The organism is Microbacterium oleivorans NBRC 103075, from assembly GCF_001552475.1.
Classification (GTDB): domain Bacteria; phylum Actinomycetota; class Actinomycetes; order Actinomycetales; family Microbacteriaceae; genus Microbacterium; species Microbacterium oleivorans.
In genome coordinates, this window is sequence record NZ_BCRG01000007.1 from 45,682 (window position 1) to 65,714 (window position 20,033).

The 20,033-nt window shown below is 69.1% G+C and carries 21 protein-coding genes; 13 read left to right on the top strand and 8 right to left on the bottom strand.

The window, feature by feature from the left end:
* Positions 1–114: 114 nt before the first annotated feature.
* From MO1_RS08355 to MO1_RS08365, 3 genes are all read right to left on the bottom strand, one after another.
* A complete protein-coding gene (locus MO1_RS08355) occupies positions 115–1,053 on the bottom strand; it encodes an NUDIX hydrolase (RefSeq protein ID WP_036313553.1) in 939 nt (312 codons plus the stop codon).
* Positions 1,050–3,218: an RNA degradosome polyphosphate kinase gene (locus MO1_RS08360; protein ID WP_060915783.1), complete on the bottom strand. Its 2,169-nt coding sequence runs from the start codon at positions 3,216–3,218 to the stop codon at positions 1,050–1,052. Before MO1_RS08360 ends, MO1_RS08355 begins: the two co-directional genes overlap by 4 nt.
* A gap of 67 nt (positions 3,219–3,285) precedes the next feature.
* Positions 3,286–3,972 carry a winged helix-turn-helix domain-containing protein gene (locus MO1_RS08365; RefSeq protein WP_036313557.1) on the bottom strand — a complete coding sequence of 229 codons (687 nt, stop codon included), beginning with the start codon at positions 3,970–3,972 and terminating at the stop codon, positions 3,286–3,288.
* Positions 3,973–4,080: 108 nt separating this feature from the next.
* On the opposite strand from MO1_RS08365, the gene MO1_RS08370 reads away from it, so the two are divergent.
* The 4 genes from MO1_RS08370 (at position 4,081) to MO1_RS08385 (ending at position 7,325) form a co-directional block, all read left to right on the top strand.
* Positions 4,081–4,371 carry a hypothetical protein gene (locus MO1_RS08370; protein WP_036313559.1) on the top strand — a complete coding sequence of 97 codons (291 nt, stop codon included), beginning with the start codon at positions 4,081–4,083 and terminating at the stop codon, positions 4,369–4,371.
* A 172-nt stretch (positions 4,372–4,543) separates the two neighbouring features.
* On the top strand, positions 4,544–5,149 hold the full coding sequence (locus MO1_RS08375) for a nitrobindin family protein (protein WP_060915784.1): 606 nt from the start codon (positions 4,544–4,546) through the stop codon (positions 5,147–5,149).
* Positions 5,146–6,228, top strand: coding sequence for a CAF17-like 4Fe-4S cluster assembly/insertion protein YgfZ (gene ygfZ / locus MO1_RS08380; RefSeq protein ID WP_060915785.1), 1,083 nt, complete (start codon positions 5,146–5,148; stop codon positions 6,226–6,228). The genes MO1_RS08375 and ygfZ overlap by 4 nt, the downstream gene beginning before the upstream one ends.
* 32 nt (positions 6,229–6,260) lie before the next feature.
* Positions 6,261–7,325 carry an FUSC family protein gene (locus tag MO1_RS08385; RefSeq protein ID WP_060915786.1) on the top strand — a complete coding sequence of 355 codons (1,065 nt, stop codon included), beginning with the start codon at positions 6,261–6,263 and terminating at the stop codon, positions 7,323–7,325.
* 13 nt (positions 7,326–7,338) lie between these two features.
* Here MO1_RS08385 and MO1_RS08390 read toward each other — a convergent pair whose 3' ends face one another.
* Positions 7,339–8,163, bottom strand: coding sequence for a class I SAM-dependent methyltransferase (locus MO1_RS08390; protein ID WP_036313571.1), 825 nt, complete (start codon positions 8,161–8,163; stop codon positions 7,339–7,341).
* A 41-nt stretch (positions 8,164–8,204) separates the two neighbouring features.
* Here MO1_RS08390 and MO1_RS08395 point away from each other — a divergent pair, with 41 nt between their 5' ends.
* Complete coding sequence (locus MO1_RS08395) at positions 8,205–8,954, top strand: phosphoglyceromutase (protein WP_036313573.1); 750 nt, start codon at positions 8,205–8,207, stop codon at positions 8,952–8,954.
* Between the two features lie 78 nt (positions 8,955–9,032).
* Here MO1_RS08395 and phoU read toward each other — a convergent pair whose 3' ends face one another.
* The gene (gene phoU, locus MO1_RS08400) at positions 9,033–9,704 is read right to left on the bottom strand and encodes a phosphate signaling complex protein PhoU (RefSeq protein ID WP_036313577.1); all 672 of its coding nucleotides are present in this window, start codon (positions 9,702–9,704) and stop codon (positions 9,033–9,035) included.
* A 176-nt stretch (positions 9,705–9,880) separates the two neighbouring features.
* Between phoU and MO1_RS08405 the strand changes: the two genes are divergently transcribed.
* Together MO1_RS08405 and MO1_RS08410 are read left to right on the top strand one after the other, a co-directional pair.
* The gene (locus tag MO1_RS08405) at positions 9,881–11,074 is read left to right on the top strand and encodes a sensor histidine kinase (RefSeq protein WP_036313579.1); all 1,194 of its coding nucleotides are present in this window, start codon (positions 9,881–9,883) and stop codon (positions 11,072–11,074) included.
* A complete protein-coding gene (locus MO1_RS08410; protein ID WP_036313583.1) occupies positions 11,071–11,754 on the top strand; it encodes a winged helix-turn-helix domain-containing protein in 684 nt (227 codons plus the stop codon). Before MO1_RS08405 ends, MO1_RS08410 begins: the two co-directional genes overlap by 4 nt.
* Before the next feature lie 65 nt (positions 11,755–11,819).
* On the opposite strand, the gene MO1_RS08415 is transcribed toward MO1_RS08410, so the two are convergent.
* On the bottom strand, positions 11,820–12,305 hold the full coding sequence (locus MO1_RS08415) for a hypothetical protein (protein WP_036313586.1): 486 nt from the start codon (positions 12,303–12,305) through the stop codon (positions 11,820–11,822).
* Between the two features lie 134 nt (positions 12,306–12,439).
* On the opposite strand from MO1_RS08415, the gene MO1_RS08420 reads away from it, so the two are divergent.
* The 3 genes from MO1_RS08420 to ispD all read left to right on the top strand — a co-directional run bounded on the left by MO1_RS08420 (position 12,440) and on the right by ispD (position 15,467).
* On the top strand, positions 12,440–12,922 hold the full coding sequence (locus MO1_RS08420) for a CarD family transcriptional regulator (RefSeq protein ID WP_036313590.1): 483 nt from the start codon (positions 12,440–12,442) through the stop codon (positions 12,920–12,922).
* 95 nt (positions 12,923–13,017) lie between these two features.
* The gene (locus MO1_RS08425) at positions 13,018–14,295 is read left to right on the top strand and encodes an acyltransferase family protein (protein WP_060915787.1); all 1,278 of its coding nucleotides are present in this window, start codon (positions 13,018–13,020) and stop codon (positions 14,293–14,295) included.
* A complete protein-coding gene (gene ispD / locus MO1_RS08430) occupies positions 14,292–15,467 on the top strand; it encodes a 2-C-methyl-D-erythritol 4-phosphate cytidylyltransferase (protein ID WP_060915788.1) in 1,176 nt (391 codons plus the stop codon). Before MO1_RS08425 ends, ispD begins: the two co-directional genes overlap by 4 nt.
* 9 nt (positions 15,468–15,476) lie before the next feature.
* On the opposite strand, the gene MO1_RS08435 is transcribed toward ispD, so the two are convergent.
* The gene (locus MO1_RS08435) at positions 15,477–15,947 is read right to left on the bottom strand and encodes a GNAT family N-acetyltransferase (RefSeq protein WP_060915789.1); all 471 of its coding nucleotides are present in this window, start codon (positions 15,945–15,947) and stop codon (positions 15,477–15,479) included.
* A gap of 1 nt (position 15,948) precedes the next feature.
* Positions 15,949–16,875 (bottom strand): EamA family transporter, encoded by a 927-nt coding sequence (locus MO1_RS08440; RefSeq protein ID WP_060915790.1) that lies wholly within the window; start codon positions 16,873–16,875, stop codon positions 15,949–15,951.
* A 58-nt stretch (positions 16,876–16,933) separates the two neighbouring features.
* Here MO1_RS08440 and cysS point away from each other — a divergent pair, with 58 nt between their 5' ends.
* The 3 genes from cysS to MO1_RS08455 all read left to right on the top strand — a co-directional run bounded on the left by cysS (position 16,934) and on the right by MO1_RS08455 (position 20,033).
* Positions 16,934–18,337: a cysteine--tRNA ligase gene (gene cysS / locus MO1_RS08445; RefSeq protein WP_060915791.1), complete on the top strand. Its 1,404-nt coding sequence runs from the start codon at positions 16,934–16,936 to the stop codon at positions 18,335–18,337.
* Positions 18,330–19,316, top strand: a complete 987-nt coding sequence (gene rlmB, locus MO1_RS08450; protein WP_036313602.1) for a 23S rRNA (guanosine(2251)-2'-O)-methyltransferase RlmB — start codon at positions 18,330–18,332, stop codon at positions 19,314–19,316. Before cysS ends, rlmB begins: the two co-directional genes overlap by 8 nt.
* Positions 19,317–19,394: 78 nt before the next feature.
* Positions 19,395–20,033: an NAD(P)-dependent oxidoreductase gene (locus tag MO1_RS08455; RefSeq protein WP_060915792.1), complete on the top strand. Its 639-nt coding sequence runs from the start codon at positions 19,395–19,397 to the stop codon at positions 20,031–20,033.

Here is a 20,033-nt window from a genome sequence, read left to right on the forward strand (position 1 = left end):
CGGGACACCCCGGTGCGGGGCTGGCTCGACGCTAGGAGCCGCCGGTGACCAGGTTCCGCTCCGGAGGTGAACGACAGGTGAACGAACCCGGTCTGATCGGATTCGCCCGCAGGATCACACGACCGGCGGGTGCGTCTCGATCGCGATGATCCCCGATCCGGGGTTCGTCGCCGACAGGTGGACGACGGAGAAGGCGCCGGGTTCCAACGCCGAGGAATCCCCGAGGTAAGAGCCTTTGACCGTCGCCGTCGCGAGGGCGATCTCCCGCATAAGGTCGGGGAGCACGGGCCGATGGGAGCACAGCACGGCGGGTTTGCGCGCCCGCACTCGCTTGCCGATGAGTGTCCGCGTGTCCGCGGTTCCCGCATCCCACGCGTCCTGCGAGATCGCGGAGGTGCGGTGGATGTCGCGGCCCAACGCGGTCGCGAGCGGTGCCACGGTCTCGACGCACCGCGCCGCGTCGCTCGAGAACACTCGGCGGACGCCGAACGCGCGGAGCGGCCCGACGACCGCCGCGGCTTGCTTGCGTCCGCGCGAGGTGAGGGGGCGTCCGGTGTCGGCGCCCGTCCACTCCTCTCGCGGGGTCGCCCTGGCGTGACGGAGTACGACGAGGGGGAAGGTCTCGAGTACGCCGTCGTCGACGAGCTTCAGGAAGCTCTCCAGGATCTCGACGTCGACCGGATAGCTCATCTTCGCGACGGCTTTGCGCGCCGGCATCCACTCGAGTGCGGCGATCTCACGATTCGGGACGAACACCGACTCGCGGATCGCCTTCTCGGTCGCCTGCGCGCTCCAGTAGTGCACGATCTTGGTCCGCTTGCTGGGCATGCGGTAGTTCGAGATACCGACGGGGACCCCGAGGTGCACACGGATGCCGGTTTCCTCATGGATCTCGCGGACCGCCGTCTCGGCGAGGGTCTCACCCGGGTCGACCTTGCCCTTGGGCAGGCTCACGTCGCGGTACTTGGTGCGGTGGATGGCGAGGACGAGGAGCTTCCCGTCCAGCATCCGCCACACCACGCCGCCGGCGGCGTAGACCGCGGTTTCCGTCATCGCACCGTCCGCGTCCGGCGCCGGCGGAGGACGCTCGCCATCGTCTTCTCCTGGAGGTCGACGAGCGGCGTGCCGTCGGCATCCAGGTGATGGCGGACCCACTCGCCCTCGGCGCCGAGATGCCACGAGCTCGTGGAGTCAGCCATCGCGAGGTCGAACAGCGAGGTCAGCTCGGTCACGTGCGCCGGCTCCATGACGCGCACCAGCGCCTCGACGCGACGGTCGAGGTTTCGGTGCATCATGTCGGCGCTGCCGATGTAGACCTGGGGTTCGCCGCCGTGCGCGAAGGCGAAGATGCGCGAGTGCTCGAGGTAGCGGCCGAGAATCGAGCGGACCGTGATGTTGTCGCTCACGCCCGGCAGGTCGCTCCGCAGCGAGCAGATGCCACGCACCCACACATCGACCTTCACACCCGCCTGGCTTGCGCGGTAGAGGGCGTCGATGATCTGCTCGTCGACCATCGAGTTCACCTTGATGCGGATGTACGCAGGCTTGCCCGCCTGCGCGTTGCGCCGTTCGGTGTCGATGAGTCGGAGGAGTCCCTTGCGGAGGTGCAGGGGAGCCACGAGAAGCCGCTTGAACTTCTTCTCGATCGCATATCCGCTCAGCTCGTTGAACAGACGCGTCAGGTCGCGGCCGACCTGCTCGTTGGCCGTGAACAGGCCGTAGTCCTCGTAGATGCGACTGGTCTTCGGGTTGTAGTTGCCCGTGCCGATGTGGCTGTAGCTGCGGAGCTTGCCGTCTTCCTCGCGGATGACGTGCAGCAGTTTGCAGTGGGTTTTCAGCCCGACGAGGCCGTACACCACGTGCACTCCGGCCTTCTCGAGCGTGCGCGCCCAGCCGATGTTCGCCGCTTCGTCGAAACGCGCCTTCACCTCGACGAGCGCGAGCACCTGCTTGCCGTTCTCGGCGGCGTTGATGAGCGCCTCGACGATCGGGCTGTCGCCCGAGGTCCGGTACAGCGTCTGCTTGATCGCGAGCACGTGCGGGTCTCGCGCAGCCTGCTGCAGGAACGAGACGACACTCGTCGTGAACGACTCGTACGGGTGGTGGACGAGGATGTCTTCCTTGCGGATGGCGGCGAACAGGTCGGCGCGACCGTTCTGCTCCGCGGGCTGGAAGGGTGTCGCCGTCTTCGGGACGTGCGCGGGGTAGCGGAGGTCCGGCCGCTCGATCTGCGACAGCGAGAACAGGCCGCGGAGGTCCAGAGGGGCAGGCAGTCGGTAGACGTCGTTCTCGCTGATGTCGAGTTCGTCGAGGAGCAGCGACAGGGTGACGTCGTCCATGTCCTCGGTGATCTCGAGACGGATCGGCGGGCCGAACCGGCGGCGCAGCAGCTCCGCTTCGAGGGCCTGGATGAGGTTCTCGGTCTCGTCCTCCTCGATCACGACGTCCTCGTTGCGGGTGAGGCGGAACGTGTGGTGCTCGAGGATCTCCATCCCGGGGAAGAGGTCTCCGAGGTTCTCGGAGATCAGTTCCTCCAGCGGAAGGTAGCGGACGCTGTTGCCGTCCTTGCGGACCTCGACGAGGCGGGGCATCATCGGCGGCACCTTGAGGCGCGCGAACTCCTGCCGGCCCGTCCGGGCGTTGCGGATGCGGATGGCGAGGTTGAGCGAGAGTCCAGAGATGTACGGGAAAGGGTGCGCCGGGTCGACCGCGAGCGGCATGAGCACCGGGAACACCTGCGACGAGAAGTAGTCGTAGAGGATCTCGCGTTCCTCGTCCGACAAATCGGCCCACGAAACGACCTCGATACCGGCGTCGGCGAGAGCGGGACGTACCTGCTCGGACCAGACGGCGGCATGGCGCTCCTGCAAAGCGTGCGCAGCGGTTGCGAGGTCGCTGAGCACGTCGAGTGGTGCTCGTCCCACGTTGGTGGGGATGGCGAGACCGGTGAGGATGCGCCGCTTGAGGCCGGCGACCCGCACCATGAAGAACTCGTCGAGGTTGCTCGCGAAGATCGCCAGGAAGTTCGCCCTCTCGAGCGTGGGGAGATTCGGATCCTCCGCCAGCTCCAGCACGCGCTGATTGAAGGCGAGCCAGCTGAGCTCGCGGTCGAGGTAGCGGTTGTCGGGCAGCTGCGAGTCGTACGCTTCGACGACGTCGTCGAAGTCGTCGTCGTCCGCGTCGCCCAGTCCGGAGTCGTGAACCTGGGTGTCGATCATCTCCACATCATTGCAGGGCGACGTGACCGGTGCGTGAACACGACGCCGGATGCCGTGATGTCGACCCCTACGACGGGGAGCCGGGCAGCTGGTCGTCCTCGTAGACGTTGAAGCGGTATCCGACGTTGCGGACCGTTCCGATGAGCTGCTCGAGATCGCCGAGCTTCGCGCGGAGACGCCGGACGTGCACGTCGACCGTGCGGGTGCCGCCGAAGTAGTCGTAGCCCCACACTTCACTGAGCAGCTGCTCGCGGGTGAAGACGCGCGACGGGTGCGTCGCGAAGAAGTGCAGGAGCTGGAACTCCTTGTACGTGAGATCGAGCGGCCGGCCGTGGACCTTCGCCGAATACGACGACTCGTCGATGCTGATGCCCGATGTCTGGATGCGGGTGGAGACCTGCTCCTTCGACATCCGTCCGACGGCGAGTCGGATCCGGGCGTCGACCTCGGCGGGACCGGCGCTGACGAGGATGACGTCGTCGATGCCCCAGTCGGGGGAGACCGCGGTCAGCCCGCCTTCGGTGACCACCAGAACGAGGGGCGCATCGAGCCCGGTCGTCGTGAGGATCTTGCAGAGCGATTTCGCGCCGACGAGATCCTTCCGCGCGTCGATGAACACGACGTCCGCGTTCGGGGCGTTGACGAGCTGCGCGGCCTCGGCGGGGATCTGCCGCACGCGGTGGCTGAGCAGTTCGAGTGCGGGCAGGACGGAGTCGCCGCCGGCGGCGGAGCTCAGGACGAGCAGCTGTGCCAAGGGGGACCCTCCGGTGCGGACTCAGAACCGCGTCTCATCTTAGGGGTAGCCTCGGCGGCCGCCGTGCCGCGGCCGAGCATGCCACGAGACGTGCGCAACAATGGGGGAATGACCGCGCCCGAGATCCTTCCCCGTCGACGGGCCGCCGGTGTCATCGCGGTCTGGGTCGTGGCCGCTCTCGTCGCGCTCGCGATCGGGATCTTCGTCGATCCGGATTGGCGTGGTGCGTGGCTCCTCGTAGGTCTCGGGTTCTGCTTCTTCCTGGCCTTCGCGGTGCAGCTCGCCTCGGGTCGTTCGCAGGGATTCATCGTCCGCATCTCGGCGAGCGTCTTGGGCGCGCTGGTGGTCATGGGCCTGCTCGGTGCCGGATTCGCGCTCGCCGAGCTCCTCACCGTCTGAACGCGGCGTCATCGACCGACCGCATCGCCGCGTCCGGCCGCTAAAGTAGACGGCATGGATCTGATCGCACTCGAACTCTTCTTCGTCGGGCTGCTGAGCCTCGCATCGCTTGCGATCGCGTTCGTGTCCGGCGTCGTCGTCTGGAACCTCTACCGCGGTCAGCGCTGAGACTGTGATCGATCTGCCGACAGACCTTCCGGCTGATCTGGTCCCGCTCTCCTGGCTCCTGGGTGTCTGGGAAGGCACCGGGATGCTCGAGTACGACGCGCAGGGTCGGACCATGACCGGCGAGTTCTCGCACCGCGTGAGCTTCAGCCACGACGGCGGGAACGCCCTCAACTATTCGGCGACCGCCTGGTTCGAGGATGCCGACGGCACCCGCAATGACCTGGTCGCCGAGACCGGCTACTGGCGCCTGTCGCGTCCCGCGACGGAGGAGGATGCCGGCCCCGCGCTGTTGCCGCCCCTCGTGCCCCGCACGGAGCCGCGCACCGTCCACGATGTGGAAGAGCTCCGCACCGCGGAGGGCGGATTCGAGATCGAGGTCGCCCTCGTCCACTCCGATGGGATCAGCGAGCTCTACCTCGGACAGGTCCGCGGACCCCGCATCGACATCGCCACCGACGCCATCGTCCGCCCGGCTGGGGCCAAGGAATACTCGTCCGCGACCCGGATGTACGGGCTCGTCGAGGATGACCTCCTCTGGGCATGGGATGTCGCGGCCCTCGGCTCCGCCCTCGCCTCGCACGCCTCGGCTCGACTGGCACGAGTCCAGTGAGCGCCGAGACGTTCGCCGCCGTCCCCGGCGCCATCGTGGATGAGCGCGGGCTTTCGCACCTCGGCAATCCCGTCCGCGAACAGCGCGAGCTCGCCGCCGGCAACGCGGTCGCCCCGCTCGATGATCGCGTGGTCCTCACGGTCGCGGGCGAGGATCGCCTCTCGTGGCTCGACTCGATCACCTCGCAGGCGTTGACCTCCCTCACCCCGGGAGTGGGGACCGAGCTCCTCGTCCTCGACCCGCAGGGACACGTGGAGCATGCGGCATCCGTCGTCGATGACGGGGAGCGCACGTGGCTCATCGTCGATCGCGACCGGGCCGCCGGGCTCCTCACCTGGCTGACCCGGATGCGGTTCCGGCTGCGGGTCGACCCGCAGGACGTGTCGGCAGACTTCGCCGTCGTCGGCGGAACCGTCGAGGCGGCGGATGCCCTCGGTGCCGCTGTCGTCTGGCGCGACCCGTGGCCCCACGTCGGTATCGGCGGATGGGGATACGCGGCGACCGAGCCGCATCCCGGCGCTGAGCGGGACTGGGCGGAGGCGGTCGTGCCCCGGTCCGTTCTCGACGACCTTGCGGCTGCGGCCGCGCGCGGTGAGGCCCACCTTGCCGGATACCTCGCCGTCGACGCGCTCCGGGTGGCGGCCTGGCGCCCCCGCGCGAGTGCCGAGGCCGACGGTCGCACTCTGCCCCACGAAGTCGATTGGCTCCGCACCGCCGTCCACCTCGACAAGGGCTGCTACCGCGGGCAGGAGACGGTCGCGAAGGTCCACAACCTCGGCCACCCGCCCCGGCGGTTGGTGTCCCTCCAGCTCGACGGATCGGATGCGGAGCTTCCCACGCCCGGAGCGGCGGTCCGTCTCGACGGTACCGACGTGGGTGCGATCACCTCCGTCGCCCGTCACCACGAGGAAGGCCCCATCGCTCTCGCGATCGTGAAGCGGTCGGTCCCGGTGGACGCCGCCCTGACGGTCGAGGTGCCCGACGGCGAGGTCGCCGCGGCGCAAGAAGTCGTCGTGCCGCCGGATGCGGGACGCGCCGCATCCATCCCGCGCCTGCCGCGACTCTCTCAGCGCCGCTGACGATGACGGGGGAACCGACAGCCACGGCTCCGGTGCCCACTGCCCGGAGGTATCCGCGCGAAGGCTGGGCGCGACTGCGGGGCTCCGCGATCGCCATCCTGCAGCTCGTCGTCGCGGCGAGCGCCGCGTTCTCGGTCGCGCACTACGGACTGGGTCACCCCGCCCCGCTGATCGCGGCGACCGTGACGATCTCGAGCCTGGGGCTCGTCCGCGATGCGCGGCCCTGGCGCGTGCTCGAGACGGTGATCGGGATGACGCTGGGCGTCTTCGTCGCCGAACTGGTGGTCGTCCTGGCCGGCAGCGGCTGGTGGCAACTGGCCCTCACCCTCGGGGTGAGCCTTTCGATCGCACGTTTCCTGTCCCCGCAGGCGGGCTTCGCGATCGCGGCCGCCATTCAATCGATCATCGTGGTCGTGGTGCCGGCGCAGGTGCCTTTCCTCCGACTCCTGGATGCCCTGATCGGCGGCGCCATGGCACTGCTGGTGACCGCCCTCATCCCGCGGAGCCCGCTCCGCACGGCGATGCGCGACGCCGGGCGCCTGTTCGCTGCGTTCCAGGGAGCCGCGGGAACGGTGGCGCAGGGCCTCCGTCGCGGCAGCCGCGTGCGCGCGGAGCGCGGGCTAGAGAAGGCGCGTGGACTGCAGGGCCTCGTCGACGACTGGCGTACCTCCGTAGAATCCGGCGTCGCGATCGCCCGCATCTCGCCGTTCCTCCGGCGGCAGCGGTTCGAGCTCTCGCGGTACGACCGGATGCGGGCGAGCATGGACTTGGCCGTCCGCAACCTCCGCGTCGTCGCCCGCCGCGCCGTCTACCTCGTCGACGACGGACGGGAGCGCGATGTGGCCGCCGACCTGCTCGTCGAGCTCGTCCGTGGTGCGGACCTCATCGAGGCCTCGCTCACCGACATCTCCTACGAGCCCGCGGCGCGCGAGGTGCTGACGGCGGTCGCCGCGCGTCTCGACCCGGTGGCTCTCGTCCCCGACGGTTCGCTCGGTGACCAGACCCTCATCACGGCCCTCCGCCCGCTGGCGACGGATCTGCTCTGCGCCACGGGGTTGAGCCCCGAAGACGCTCGCGCGCTGCTGCCGCGCGTCTGACCCGCCCGTCGTATCAGCGGGGCGCGACCGCCTGCCACGGCACGGTGAACTCGCCCAGCCGCCAGCGCGACCGCGAACCGATCGGCCACCCCGCAGCGACGAGCGCCTCGAGCGTCGCCCGCCACCGCTGCACGGGCCCGAAGGAGGATGCCGCCACGGCGCGCGTCCACTCCCGGTCGAGGGCACTGATGACGTCATGCACGCGTTCGCCGTCGACGTTCCGGTGGATGAGCACCTTCGGCAGGCGTTCCGCGGCGATCGCGGGGGAGTCGAGCTCCGCGAGCCGCAACGAGACCGTGAGGCTGCGGGGCGCGGCATCCGGACCCACCTCGATCCACGTCGAGACCCGTCCGAGCTCGTCGCACGTCCCTTCGACGAGCATCCCGTCGGGGCGGAGCCGGGAGGCCATCCGCTCCCACGCGGCGCGGACGTCCTGCTCGTCGTACTGCCGCAGCACGTTGAACGCCCGGATCACCGCTGGTCGGCGATCGCCGGGCACCGGCACCTCGAAGCCGCCCCGCGCGAAAGAGACCCGCGCGTCCGCGGCGAACACTCCGGAGCCGTCGCGCACCTGCTCGAGCTGCGCGCGGGCACGGGCGACCCGCGCTGGGTCGATCTCGAGCCCCAGGACCTCTACGTCGGGGCGCGCACGCCGGAGCCTCGCTTCGAGCTCGAAGGCCGTGACTCCGCTGGCGCCGTAACCGAGGTCGACCACGAGCGGGTCGGGTGTCCGTCGCAGGACCGGATGCCGCGCGATCCATCGGTCCACGCGGCGAAGACGATTGGTGTTCGTCGTCCCGCGGGTCACCTGTCCGACGACCGGATCGGAACGCGTCATGACCCCATGATCCCATCGACCGCGCCGGTAGGATTGCGAGCATGACAGCCCCCTACACGTTGATCCTCCTTCGTCACGGTCAGAGCGAGTGGAACAAGTCCAACCAGTTCACCGGCTGGGTGGACGTCCGCCTCACCGACCAGGGCAAGGCGGAGGCCCAGCGCGGCGGCGAGCTGCTGAAGGAAGCCGGGCTTCTCCCCGATATCCTGCACACGTCGCTGCTGTCGCGCGCCATCCAGACCGCGAACATCGCCCTCGACGCGGCCGACCGTCTCTGGGTGCCCGTCAAGCGTTCGTGGCGTCTCAACGAGCGTCATTACGGGGCGCTCCAGGGCAAGGACAAGGCGCAGACCCTCGACGAGTTCGGTGAGGAGCAGTTCATGCTCTGGCGCCGCTCGTTCGACGTGCCGCCTCCGGACATCTCCGACAGCGACCCGTACACGCAGGTCGGCGACGTCCGCTACGCCGACATCGACGGCGAGGTGCCCCGCACCGAGTCGCTGAAGATCGTCATCGACCGACTGCTGCCCTACTGGGATGCCGAGATCGCACCCGACCTGAAGACGGGCAAGACCGTCATGGTCACCGCGCACGGCAACTCTCTCCGCGCCCTCGTGAAGCACCTCGACGGCATCAGCGACGAAGACATCGCCGAGCTGAACATCCCCACCGGCATCCCGCTGGTCTACCGCCTCGACGAGAACCTGGTCCCCCTCGGACCGGGCGAATACCTCGACCCCGACGCCGCCGCCGCGGGCGCTGCCGCCGTCGCGTCGCAGGGCAAGAAGTAACCGGCACACACCGGGAACACGAAGAGCGGATGCCGACGGGCATCCGCTCTTCGTCGTCCGGGCGCCCCCGAAGTCAGGTCAGACCTCGGCGTCGACACCCTCGGTGTCGGCGGACCAGGTGCCGGTCGCCAGGTACGAGACCTTCTTCGCGACCGAGAGGGCGTGGTCGCCGAAACGCTCGTGGTAGCGCGACGCGAGCGTGGCGTCGACCGTGGCGGATGCCTCGCCCTGCCAGTTGTCGCTGAGGACCTTCTCGAACACGGCGAGGTGCAGCGCGTCGAGTTCGTCGTCGAGTTCGTGCAGACGGCTCACGAGCGAGAGGTCCTCGGTACGGAGCAGGTCGGCGAGCGTGCGCGCGACCTCGGTGTCGATTTCGCCCATCTTGGTGAACGTGTTCTTCAGGCCCTTGGGAACGGCACGTTCCGGGAATCGCATACGGGTCAGCTGAGCGATGTGCTCGGCGATGTCGCCCATGCGCTCGAGCGACGCGCTGACGCGCAGGGCGGCGACGACGATGCGGAGGTCACGAGCGACCGGCTGCTGGCGGGCGAGGATCTCGATGGCGAGTTCATCGAGGGCGATGGCCTTGTCGTCGATGACCTTGTCGTTGTCGATGACGTCCTCGGCGAGGGCGACGTCGCTCGTCGCGAAGGCACGGGTGGCCTGATCGATCGCGATCGTGACGAGGTCGGAGATCTCGACGAGACGGGTCTGCACGTCCTCGAGGGACTGGTGGAAAACTTCGCGCATGGAGCACCTTCTCTTCGTGCGGGCGGGTGAGGGGCGCGATAGGTCGCGCAGAGCCTCGGCGATCCTCCCGCGCTCAGGTTAACGGTCGGTGCCGACACGGTGAACAGTCGGCTGTGCTCGGCGCACGGGCCGATTTCCGTCCGATTGCGGGGGTGCGACCACCTTACGCTGGGGGCATGGATTCGACGCAGCTCGAGCTGCTGGCGCTCGTTGTGGGGCTCCTCGTCGGCGCAGGCGCCGTCGGACTCGTGGTCTACGCCGTGCAGGCGCGGGAGCGGACCCGACTGGTCACCTCGACAGACCTGCCCGAGGGCACGGCATCCGTCCTGCAGGGTATGGACGATGCCGCAGTCGTCGTCGATCCGTCGATGCTGGTCCTCGCTGCCTCGGCAACCGCGGAGGTCTTCTCGCTCACGGTGAACGACAGCCTCGATTCGGATCGGCTCCGCCACCTCGTGCGCAACGCCCGGCAGACGGGCGTCCCCGCGACGGAGAGCATGACTCTCAAGCGCGGCGTCGAACCCCGAGTGGTTGCCGCGCGAGCGAGCGTCATCACGCCGCGACTCACGCTCATCGTCATCCGCGACATCACCGAGCGCGAACGCGTCGAGCAGATGCGCCGTGACTTCGTCTCGAACACGTCCCACGAACTGAAGACGCCCGTCGGTGCCGTCATGCTCCTCGCAGAGGCCATCGAGTCCGCCGCCGACGACCCCGACCAGGTCCGTCACTTCGTCCGCCGGCTGAGCGCCGAAGCGACCCGCCTCGGTCAGCTCACCTCGCGCATCATGAATCTGTCCCGGCTGCAGTCCGCGGACGAGATCGCGGAGATGCGCGACGTGTCGGTCGATGAAGTCGTCCGCTCGGCGATCGAGTCGCAGGCCATCGCTGCGGAGTCGGCGGAGATCCAGGTCGCCCGCGGCGGTGAGAGAGGGCTCTTCGTCCGAGGCGATCCGCAGATCCTCACCGAGGCGGTCAGCAACCTCCTCGCCAACGCGATCGCCTACTCGCCCGCCGGTGCGCAGGTCGGCGTCGGAGTTCGAGAGGCCGACGGCGCCGTCGAGATCGCCGTTGCCGACCACGGCATCGGAATCCCCGAAACCGATCAGCAGCGGGTCTTCGAGCGCTTCTACCGCGCCGACCAGGCACGCTCCCGGCGCACCGGCGGCACCGGACTCGGACTCGCGATCGTCAAGCACGCCGTGCAGAGACACGGCGGTTCCGTCGAGCTCTGGTCCCGACCCGGACGGGGCTCGACGTTCACGATCCGACTTCCCCTTGTCGCCTCGTCTGAGCTTCCCGTCTCCCGCAAGCCCAAGAAACCCAAGAAGACCGGCGCGAAGGCGCCCTCCCGAAGGAACGCACCATGACCCGTGTCCTGATCGTCGAAGACGAACCCGACCTCGCAGACCCGTTGGCCTACCTCCTCCGCCGGGAAGGCTTCGAGGTGGAGATCGCCGAGGACGGCGGACTCGCCCTCGACGCGTTCACGTCGCGGGGAGCCGACATCGTCCTGCTCGACCTGATGCTCCCCGGGATGCCGGGCACCGAGGTGTGCCGTGTCATCCGGTCGACCTCGAAGGTGCCGATCATCATGCTCACGGCCAAGGACAGTGAGGTCGACATCGTGGTCGGACTCGAACTGGGCGCCGACGACTACATCACGAAGCCGTATTCGTCGCGGGAGCTGCTGGCACGGATGAGGGCGGTCCTCCGCCGCAGCGAGAGCGACGAGCTCGACGTCGACGAGCGCATCATCGAAGGGGGTCGGGTGTCCCTCGACATCGATCGTCACACGGTCTCGGTCGACGGCAAGGAGATCTCCATGCCGCTGAAGGAGTTCGAGCTCCTCGAGCTGCTGATGCGCAACGCCGGTCGCGTGCTCACGCGTGGACAGCTCATCGATCGGGTGTGGGGGAGTGACTACTTCGGCGACACGAAGACGCTCGATGTCCACATCAAGCGCATCCGGTCTCGGATCGAGAAGAGTCCGAGCGATCCGGTCATGCTCCTCACGGTGCGCGGCCTCGGGTACCGTTTCGAGGCCTGACCGACCCGCATACGACGAAGGCCCCCACCTCGAGGGTGGGGGCCTTCGTCGTATGTTCGAGCGGATCAGCCCTCGGGCGTGGCCGTCGCAGCCGGGGTCGGCACGAACTGCGTGTAGTAGGGGAGGGTGCCGTCGAGGATCGGGACGTCGATGCGGACGCCTTCACCCTCGCCGGACTGGAACGAGACCGCCACGGTCGCACCCGGCTTGCCCACGTTGTCGAAGAGCATCGGCGCGGAGTCGACACCGAGCGAGACCGTCGAATTGGCGTCGACGGCGACCTTCTGCGGCTGACCGTCGATCGAGACGTTGAGGGCCAGGTCGTCGTCGGTGTTGTTGACGATCGCGGCGACGAGATTGCCGAGGGTGCCGTCTTCGTTCGCGATGATGAGGGCGTTGCGCACCTTCAGCGGCCCGGAGTCGGGGACATTCACGCCGTCGGACGCGGAGTACTGAATCGTGGTCGCCTGCGGCGCCAGCATGTTGCAGCCGGTGGTGCCCAAGACGACAGCGGCGCCCAGGGCCAGGGACGCGATGAGACGCGATTTCACGGATCCTCCAGATGACACGAACGACGACCCTCTCATCCTATGGGGTCGGGGCGTGCGGGTCGGGGCGGGAGGGCGGCGAACTCTAGCGTATGTCCCCTGTGGTATTCTGGAGGTTGCCGAAAGGACACAACTGCATGCTTTTTGAGGTTGGCGAAACCGTCGTCTATCCGCACCATGGCGCTGCGACCATCATCGAGGTCAAGGATCGCGTCATCAAGGGCGAGACGAAGAAATACCTGAAGCTCAACGTCACCCAGGGCGATCTCATCATCGAGGTTCCTGCGGACAACGTCGATCTGGTGGGCGTTCGAGATGTGATCGGCAAGGACGGGCTCGAGAAGGTCTTCGACGTTCTGCGCGCTCCCTTCACCGAGGAACCGACCAACTGGTCGCGCCGCTACAAGGCGAACCTCGAGAAGCTCGCCTCGGGTGATGTGATCAAGGTCAGCGAGGTCGTCCGCGACCTGTGGCGCCGCGATCAGGACCGCGGTCTGTCCGCGGGGGAGAAGCGGATGCTCGCGAAGGCGCGACAGATCCTGATCTCCGAGATCGCTTTGGCGCTGAAGGCCGACGAAGAGAAGGCGTCGAGCGTCCTCGACGAGGTCCTCGCTTCCTGAGATGTCGAGAGAACGGCCGGCTCACCAGCCGGCCGTTCTTCGTTGTTTAGCCGAGGTTCTCTGCAGAGCCGCCGCGTTGACGGCATGATGAGCCGGTGACCACCCGCTCTGCGCCTGCCGCCGTCGACCTTGCGCGTCGCGACCTCACGCTCGACCTCGCGCGGGTCGTCTGCGTGCTCTTCGTCATCGTCGTGCACCTCGTGCAGGTGGGAATCGGGCCCGGCCCGGACGGCGGCCTCGTGGCATCCCGCCCCGCTGAAGAGCAGCCGTGGTTCAACGCGGCCACCTGGGTCGGGCAGATCATGCCGCTCTTCTTCGTCGTCGGAGGCTTCGCTGCCGCGACCGGCTGGCGGTCCTGGACCGCGAAGGGCGGGGATGCCGCCGGCTTCGTCCGCACCCGAACGCTTCGCCTCGCGCAGCCCGCGCTTCCGCTGTTCATTTTGTTCGCGATCATCCTGGGGGTCGCGACGGCGGCCGGTCTGCCGCAGCAGCTGGTGGCGGATGCCGCCGTCGGTGCCGGGTCACCGCTGTGGTTCCTCGCGGCGTACCTGCTCTGCCAGGCTGCCGTGCCGTTCCTCGCGGCGTGCCACGCTCGCCGTCCCGTCCTGACGCTGGTCGTCCTCGCCGCGGGTGTCGTGCTCGTCGACGTGGCCCGCTTCTCGACCGGGATCCAGGAGATCGGCCTCCTCAACCTGCTCTTCGTCTGGCCGCTCGTTCAGCAGTTCGGCTTCTGGTACCAGGACGGATGGTTCGACCGCCGGCATCCGCTCGCCCTCATCGGCATCGCGGCGGCGTGCTACCTCGCGCTGTGGCCGCTCACAGCGATCGGGCCGTACTCGATGAGCATGCTCGGCAACCTCAACCCGCCGACTGTGCCGCTCGTGCTGCTCGGTATCGCGCAGGCCTGTCTTCTGCGGCTGCTGAAGCCGGTGCTCTCGCGCCTGATGGCGCTGCGCGCCATGCAAGGCGTCGTGTTCGTGCTCGGATCGCGGCTCATGACGATCTACCTGTGGCATCTGCCGGTGATGCTGGCCCTCACGGGGGTCAGCCTCCTGATCCCGGGGGCGGCGCCTACCCCCGCGTCACCCGCGTGGTGGTGGTCGCGGCCCATCCTGTTCGTCGCGGTGCTCGGCGTGCTGCTCGCCCTGTCCCTCGTGATCGCGAAGTGGGAGGCGCTCGGCACGCTCGGACCGACGCCGTCACGCGGCGTCGTCGCGATCGCGTGGGTGTGCGCGTTCGTTCCGCCGTTCGCGGTCATGGAGTGGTTCCTCGACCTACCGATCGCCGTGGTCGGCGCCGTGCTGCTGGGCGTCGCGGTCCTGTTGCTGCGTCGCAGTCCTGCAGCCGTCGGCTCGGTACGCTCGGAGGCATGAGCATCATCCCCGTTCCGCGTGTGGCCGTCATCGTCGTCGCAGCGGGATCGGGGACGCGCCTCGGGGTGGGTGCCCCCAAGGCGTTCGTGGGTATCGACGCTCACACGATCCTCCGCCACGCGCTCCGCTCCGTGTTCGAGGCGCCCGAGGCTCAGGTGATCGTGGTTGCGCCGAGCGACCGCACCGGTGACGCGGAGACCGAGGTGCGCGAAGCCGCCGGCAGCCGCCGCGACCTGGTCTCAGTGGTCGCGGGCGGTGCCACGCGGCAGGAGTCCGTCGCAGCGGGCCTCGCCGCCGTCTGGGCGGACGTCGAGGTCGTCCTCGTGCACGACGCTGCTCGCGCGCTCACCCCTCCGGAGGTCTTCGCCCGCGTGATCGACGCGGTGTCGCAGGGATCCGACGCCGTCATCCCCGTCCTCCCCGTCGTCGACACCCTCAAGCGCGTCGACGCCGACGCCGTCGTCGAGCCTGTCGACCGGTCCGTCCTGGCGGCCGCGCAGACCCCGCAGGGGTTCCGTCGCGCCGTCCTCGACGGTGCCTACCTGGATGCCGCGGCCGATCACACCGACGACGCCGCCCTCCTGCAGGCCGCCGGCACCGTCGTCCGCACGGTTCCCGGAGACGAGCGGGCGTTCAAGATCACGACCCCCGCCGACCTCGAACGCGCCCGCGCGCTCGTCGCGCCGGTACCGACAGCGATGGTGATCCCTCGCGTCGGCGTGGGCACCGACGTCCACGCCTTCGGCGGCGACGACACCCTCTGGCTCGCGGGTCTCGAGTGGCCGGGGGAGCCCGGGCTGAAGGGGCATTCCGACGGGGACGCCGTCGCCCACGCGATCGTCGATGCGGTCCTTGCCGCGGCGGGCCTCGGCGACATCGGCACGCACTTCGGCACCGATCAGCCCGAGTATGCGGGGGCACACGCCGCCGCGTTCCTCGCCCGGACGCGCGCCCTCGCCGCCGACGCCGGGTGGGCGATCGGCAATGTGAGCGTCCAGGTGCAGGCGAATCGTCCCCGCTTCGCGGCGCGACGCCTCGAGGCCGAGCGGGTCCTCTCCGAGGCTCTGGGAGCACCCGTGTCGGTCTCGGCGACGACCACGGACGGACTCGGCTTCACGGGTACCGGTGACGGTGTGGCGGCCTTCGCGGTCGCTGTCGTCGTCCCCGCCTGATCGGCGGGTTCAGACGGCGCGGGTCATGAAAGTCGAGGCGGGGTCGGGCGCGTAGTCGCCGAACGGCTCGCATTCCGTGAACCCCTCGCTCGCGTACAGCGATCGGGCGGCGAGGAACCCGGCATCCGATCCCGTTTCGAGCCACACCCGAGTGATGCCCGCCGTCTGTGCGGCGGCCAGGATGTGGCGGAGGATCGCGCGGCCCACCCCGGTCCCGAGATGCGTCTCGGCGACGCGCATGGACTTCAGCTCACCGTCGGCGTCGCCGAGGCGCGCGAGAGCTCCGATTCCCGCGAGCTCGCCGTCACGCCAGGCCGACCACACGGTGACCTGAGGATGCCGGAGTGCCGAGACGTCGAGCGCGTGGACGCTTTCGGCGGGGCTGAGGTCGTACATGCCGGCGAGGTGCTGCCGCACGAGCTCGATGCTGGCTTCGCCCGTGAGGTCGTCGACGCGGATGTCCAGAACTTCTGCGGGCATGTCAGGCCTCCACGGCAAAGGGGCGGGGATCGCGAGGACGGCGCGATCCCCACGCGAGAGTGACGAGCCCCGCGGCCAGCACGGCGAGCCCGATCACGGCGAGAGGGGACAGGGTCTCGCCCAGGGCGCTGACGCCGAGCACGGTGGCCGTGAGGGGTTCACCGAGGGTGAGAGTGGCCGCCGTCGCCGCGGTCAAGCCCTGGAGGCCCCACGTGAACAGGACGTAGGCCAGGGAGATAGTGGCGAGCCCGAGCCACAGTGCCATGGTGAGCCCCGACGGCGTGGCGGCCCAGGCGAGGCCCACGAAGGGGATCGCTGCAGCGCAGATCACGGCGGATCCGACGCCCATCGCCCCCACGACGGTGAACGGATCCCAGCCCCCGTCGAGGAGTCGGCGTTGCGCGTTCGCGATGACGGCGAAGCACGCGCCCGCGCCGACCGCGGCGGCGAGCCCCACCGCATCCACACCTCCGGTGCCCGAGCCGCCTCCGAACCCCAGCAGGACGACCCCCGCCGCGGCGAGGGCCGTCGCGCCCATCCAGAGCAGAGATGGCACGCGACGCGAGACCGCCCATTCGAGGATGCCGGCGAGCACCGGTGCCGACCCGAGAGCGATCACCGTGCTCACAGCCACGCCGTTCGTCTGCGTGCCGAGGAAGAAGAGCGGCTGGTACAAGCTGATCGCGACGCCCGTGGTCGCCATCAGCGCGAGCGGCCGCCACGAGAGGGCCGGGCGGGGGCGATCCGGCGTGCGCCGGCGATGGCGTGCGGCGAGCGTGAAGGCGAGCAGCGCGAGACCCGTGCCGCCCACGACAATGCGGGCGACCCCGACCGACAGCGTCGAGGCTTCAGCCGGGCCGAGTGCGCGAGCGGTCCCGGTCGTACCGAACAGGAGGGCGGCGGCGAGGACGGCGAACACGTGCAGCACCCGTCCTTTCTATCGTCTCCGAGCGGGTGCTCACGCCGCCCGCCGGTAGCATGGACCGGTGACGGTTAGGCTTTACGACTCCCAAGCGCAGGCGCTGCGCGATTTCGCGCCCGCCGATCCGGGGAACGTCACGATGTACGTCTGCGGCCCGACGGTCCAATCCGGCCCGCACATCGGTCACGTCCGCGCCGCGTTGAGCTTCGACGTCCTGCGCCGCTGGCTCGCGCATCGCTTCGGACGGGTCACGTTCGTCCGCAATGTCACCGACATCGACGACAAGGTCCTCGCCAACGCCACGGCGGAGGAACCCTGGTGGGCGTTGGCTTACCGCATGGAACTCGAGTTCTCGTACGCCTATGCCGCGGTCGGCATCCTGGCCCCGACGTACGAGCCGCGCGCGACGGCATCCATCCCGCAGATGCAGGAGCTCATCGAGCGTCTCATCGACGCGGGGCACGCCTACGCGGCTGCCGGCGACGTGTACTTCGACGTGCGGTCCTGGCCGTCGTACGGGGCGCTCACCCGTCAGTCGGTGGATGCGATGGAATCGGCCGCCGACGCGGACCCGCGCGGCAAGCGCGACCCGCGCGACTTCGCTCTCTGGAAGGGTGCGAAGGAGGGGGAGCCCGTCGACGCGACCTGGGACTCGCCGTGGGGTGCGGGGCGTCCGGGTTGGCACATCGAGTGCTCCGCCATGAGCCGGCGCTACCTCGGCCCCGAATTCGACATCCACGGCGGCGGATTGGACCTGCGTTTCCCGCACCACGAGAACGAACTCGCGCAGTCGACCGCCGCCGGCGACGGTTTCGCGCGGTACTGGGTGCACAACGGCCTCGTCACGGTCGGCGACCAGAAGATGTCGAAGTCACTCGGCAACTTCCTGCTGGCCGAGGACGTTCTGCGCTCCACCGACCCGCTCGTCGTCCGCTATGCGCTGATCGCTGCGCACTACCGCTCGAGCCTCGACATCGGCGAGACCACGTTCGCTGAAGCGGATGCCGCACTCGGGCGCATCCGTTCGTTCCTGCAGCGGGCGATCCGCGCAGCGGGCGGATCCTACGGGTGGTTCGGCTCGGATCTTCCGGAGGATTTCGTCGCCGCGATGGATGACGATCTGGGTGTTCCCCAGGCTCTCGCCGTCCTGCATGAGACCGTCCGGTCGGGTAACGCCGCCCTTGATGCGGGCGACAACGCAGCTGCGGGTACCGCGCTCCGCCGCGTGAGCGCGATGACGGCGCTCCTCGACATCGACCCCCTCGCCGAGAAGTGGGGTGCGTCGATGGCCACCTCGATGGCGTCGGCCCTTCACCGCCTCGTCACCACCATGATCGATCAGCGCGCGGCTGTCCGCGCGGACAAAGACTGGGCGGCAGCCGACCGCATTCGCGACGCGATCGCGGCGGCCGGCATCGTCCTCGAAGACGGTCCCGAAGGGACCCATTGGAGTCTGAACAATGGCTAAGCCAGGTAACCCGTCCGCAGGCCGCGGCAAGAAGGGCCCCACGAAGGGCACCGGCGGCAAGAACAAGCGCTCGCTCGAAGGACGCGGCCCGACCCCCAAGGCCGAAGACCGCGCCTGGCATCCCGCCGGCAAGCGGAAGGCTGCCAAGGAGCGTTTCGTCGCCGCCGGTGGCAAGCCGCAGCTGCGCCAGACGACGGGCGGGCGTGCCCCGAAGGCGAAGTCCGGTGACGACACCGAGACCGTGACCGGCCGCAACAGCGTGCTCGAGGCGCTCCGCGCCAAGATCCCCGCGACCGCGTTCTACATCGCGCAGCGCGTCGAGATGGACGACCGCGTCAAGGAGATGCTGTCTCTCGCGACCAACCGGAACATCCCCGTCCTGGAGGTCACGCGTCAGGAGCTCGACCGCATGGCGGGCTTCGACGGCGTCCACCAGGGTGTCGCGCTGAAGGTGCCGCCGTACGAGTACGCGCACCCGCAGGACCTTCTCGAGCAGGTCATCGACCGCGGCGCGCTGCCGCTCTTCGTGGCGCTCGACGGTGTGACTGACCCCCGCAACCTCGGCGCGATCATCCGCTCGACGGCCGCCTTCGGTGGTCAGGCCATCATCATCCCGCAGCGCCGCTCGGCAGGCGTCAACTCCGCGGCATGGAAGACCAGCGCCGGAGCGGCCGCCCGCATCCCTGTCGCGATCGCGGCGAACCTGACGTCGACGCTCAAGGAATTCAAGAAGCAGGGTGTCTTCATCCTGGGTCTGGACGGCGACGGCGATGTTTCGCTTCCCGCCCTCGAGCTCGCCGACCGTCCGGTCGTCATCGTCGTGGGGTCCGAGGGCAAGGGACTGTCGCGCCTCGTGACCGAGACGTGCGATCAGATCGTCTCGATCCCGATCAACGCGGCGACCGAGTCGCTCAATGCCGGAATCGCGGCATCCGTTGCGCTCTACCAGGTGTCGACGCTCCGCGCCTCGATGGAGTGATCGGCCGCACCCCGCGCTGATAGCCGCCGCACAGACTGCAGGACCAGACTGGAACCACCCCTAGGGAGAGGAACCCTCATGACCCGCATCGCTGTCATCGGCGGCACCGGATACACCGGCAGTCACATCGTCACGGAAGGTGTCCGTCGCGGCCACACGGTCGTCTCGGTGGCCCGCAAACTTCCCGCGGACCGCATCGAGGGAGCCACCTATATCGAGGGCTCGATCCTCGAGGCGCCGGCTGTCGCGGCCGAGCTCGAGGGGGTGGATGTCGTCGTCTTCGCCACGTCGCCCCGCGGCGACATGGTCGGCAAGATGCGGGATGCCGTGGCTGACGTCGTCGCTGCGCTTCCCCTGTCCGTGCGGGTCGGCGTCATCGGCGGCGCCGGGGGGAGCCTCGTCGCGCCCGGCGGTCCCCGCGTCATCGACAGCGGGTTCCCCGACGAGATCAAGCCGGAGGCCGAGGAGGCCATCGGCATCCTCGAGGACCTGGAAGCCGACCGCAGCGGACGCGACTGGTTCTACGTCCACCCGGCGGGCGGCTTCGGCGCGTGGGCTCCGGGGGAGCGCACCGGCTCGTACCGCACCGGCGGTGACGTCCTCGTGACCGACGACAAGGGCGAGTCGTTCATCTCCGGCGCCGACTTCGCGATCGCCGTCCTCGACGAGATCGAGTCGCCGGCGCACGTGCGCCGGCGCTTCACCGTCGGATACTGA

What these genes read in the sequence shown, in the direction of transcription:
- MO1_RS08420 (WP_036313590.1), top strand. Translation starts at nt 12,440, where the DNA reads ATGCTTTTTGAGGTTGGCGAAACCGTCGTCTATCCGCACCATGGCGCT.
- MO1_RS08410 (WP_036313583.1), top strand. Translation starts at nt 11,071, where the DNA reads ATGACCCGTGTCCTGATCGTCGAAGACGAACCCGACCTCGCAGACCCG.
- MO1_RS08405 (WP_036313579.1), top strand. Translation starts at nt 9,881, where the DNA reads ATGGATTCGACGCAGCTCGAGCTGCTGGCGCTCGTTGTGGGGCTCCTC.
- ispD (WP_060915788.1), top strand. Translation starts at nt 14,292, where the DNA reads ATGAGCATCATCCCCGTTCCGCGTGTGGCCGTCATCGTCGTCGCAGCG.
- MO1_RS08370 (WP_036313559.1), top strand. Translation starts at nt 4,081, where the DNA reads ATGACCGCGCCCGAGATCCTTCCCCGTCGACGGGCCGCCGGTGTCATC.
- MO1_RS08390 (WP_036313571.1), bottom strand. Translation starts at nt 8,163, where the DNA reads ATGACGCGTTCCGATCCGGTCGTCGGACAGGTGACCCGCGGGACGACG.
- rlmB (WP_036313602.1), top strand. Translation starts at nt 18,330, where the DNA reads ATGGCTAAGCCAGGTAACCCGTCCGCAGGCCGCGGCAAGAAGGGCCCC.
- MO1_RS08360 (WP_060915783.1), bottom strand. Translation starts at nt 3,218, where the DNA reads ATGATCGACACCCAGGTTCACGACTCCGGACTGGGCGACGCGGACGAC.
- phoU (WP_036313577.1), bottom strand. Translation starts at nt 9,704, where the DNA reads ATGCGCGAAGTTTTCCACCAGTCCCTCGAGGACGTGCAGACCCGTCTC.
- MO1_RS08355 (WP_036313553.1), bottom strand. Translation starts at nt 1,053, where the DNA reads ATGACGGAAACCGCGGTCTACGCCGCCGGCGGCGTGGTGTGGCGGATG.
- MO1_RS08395 (WP_036313573.1), top strand. Translation starts at nt 8,205, where the DNA reads ATGACAGCCCCCTACACGTTGATCCTCCTTCGTCACGGTCAGAGCGAG.
- MO1_RS08435 (WP_060915789.1), bottom strand. Translation starts at nt 15,947, where the DNA reads ATGCCCGCAGAAGTTCTGGACATCCGCGTCGACGACCTCACGGGCGAA.
- MO1_RS08455 (WP_060915792.1), top strand. Translation starts at nt 19,395, where the DNA reads ATGACCCGCATCGCTGTCATCGGCGGCACCGGATACACCGGCAGTCAC.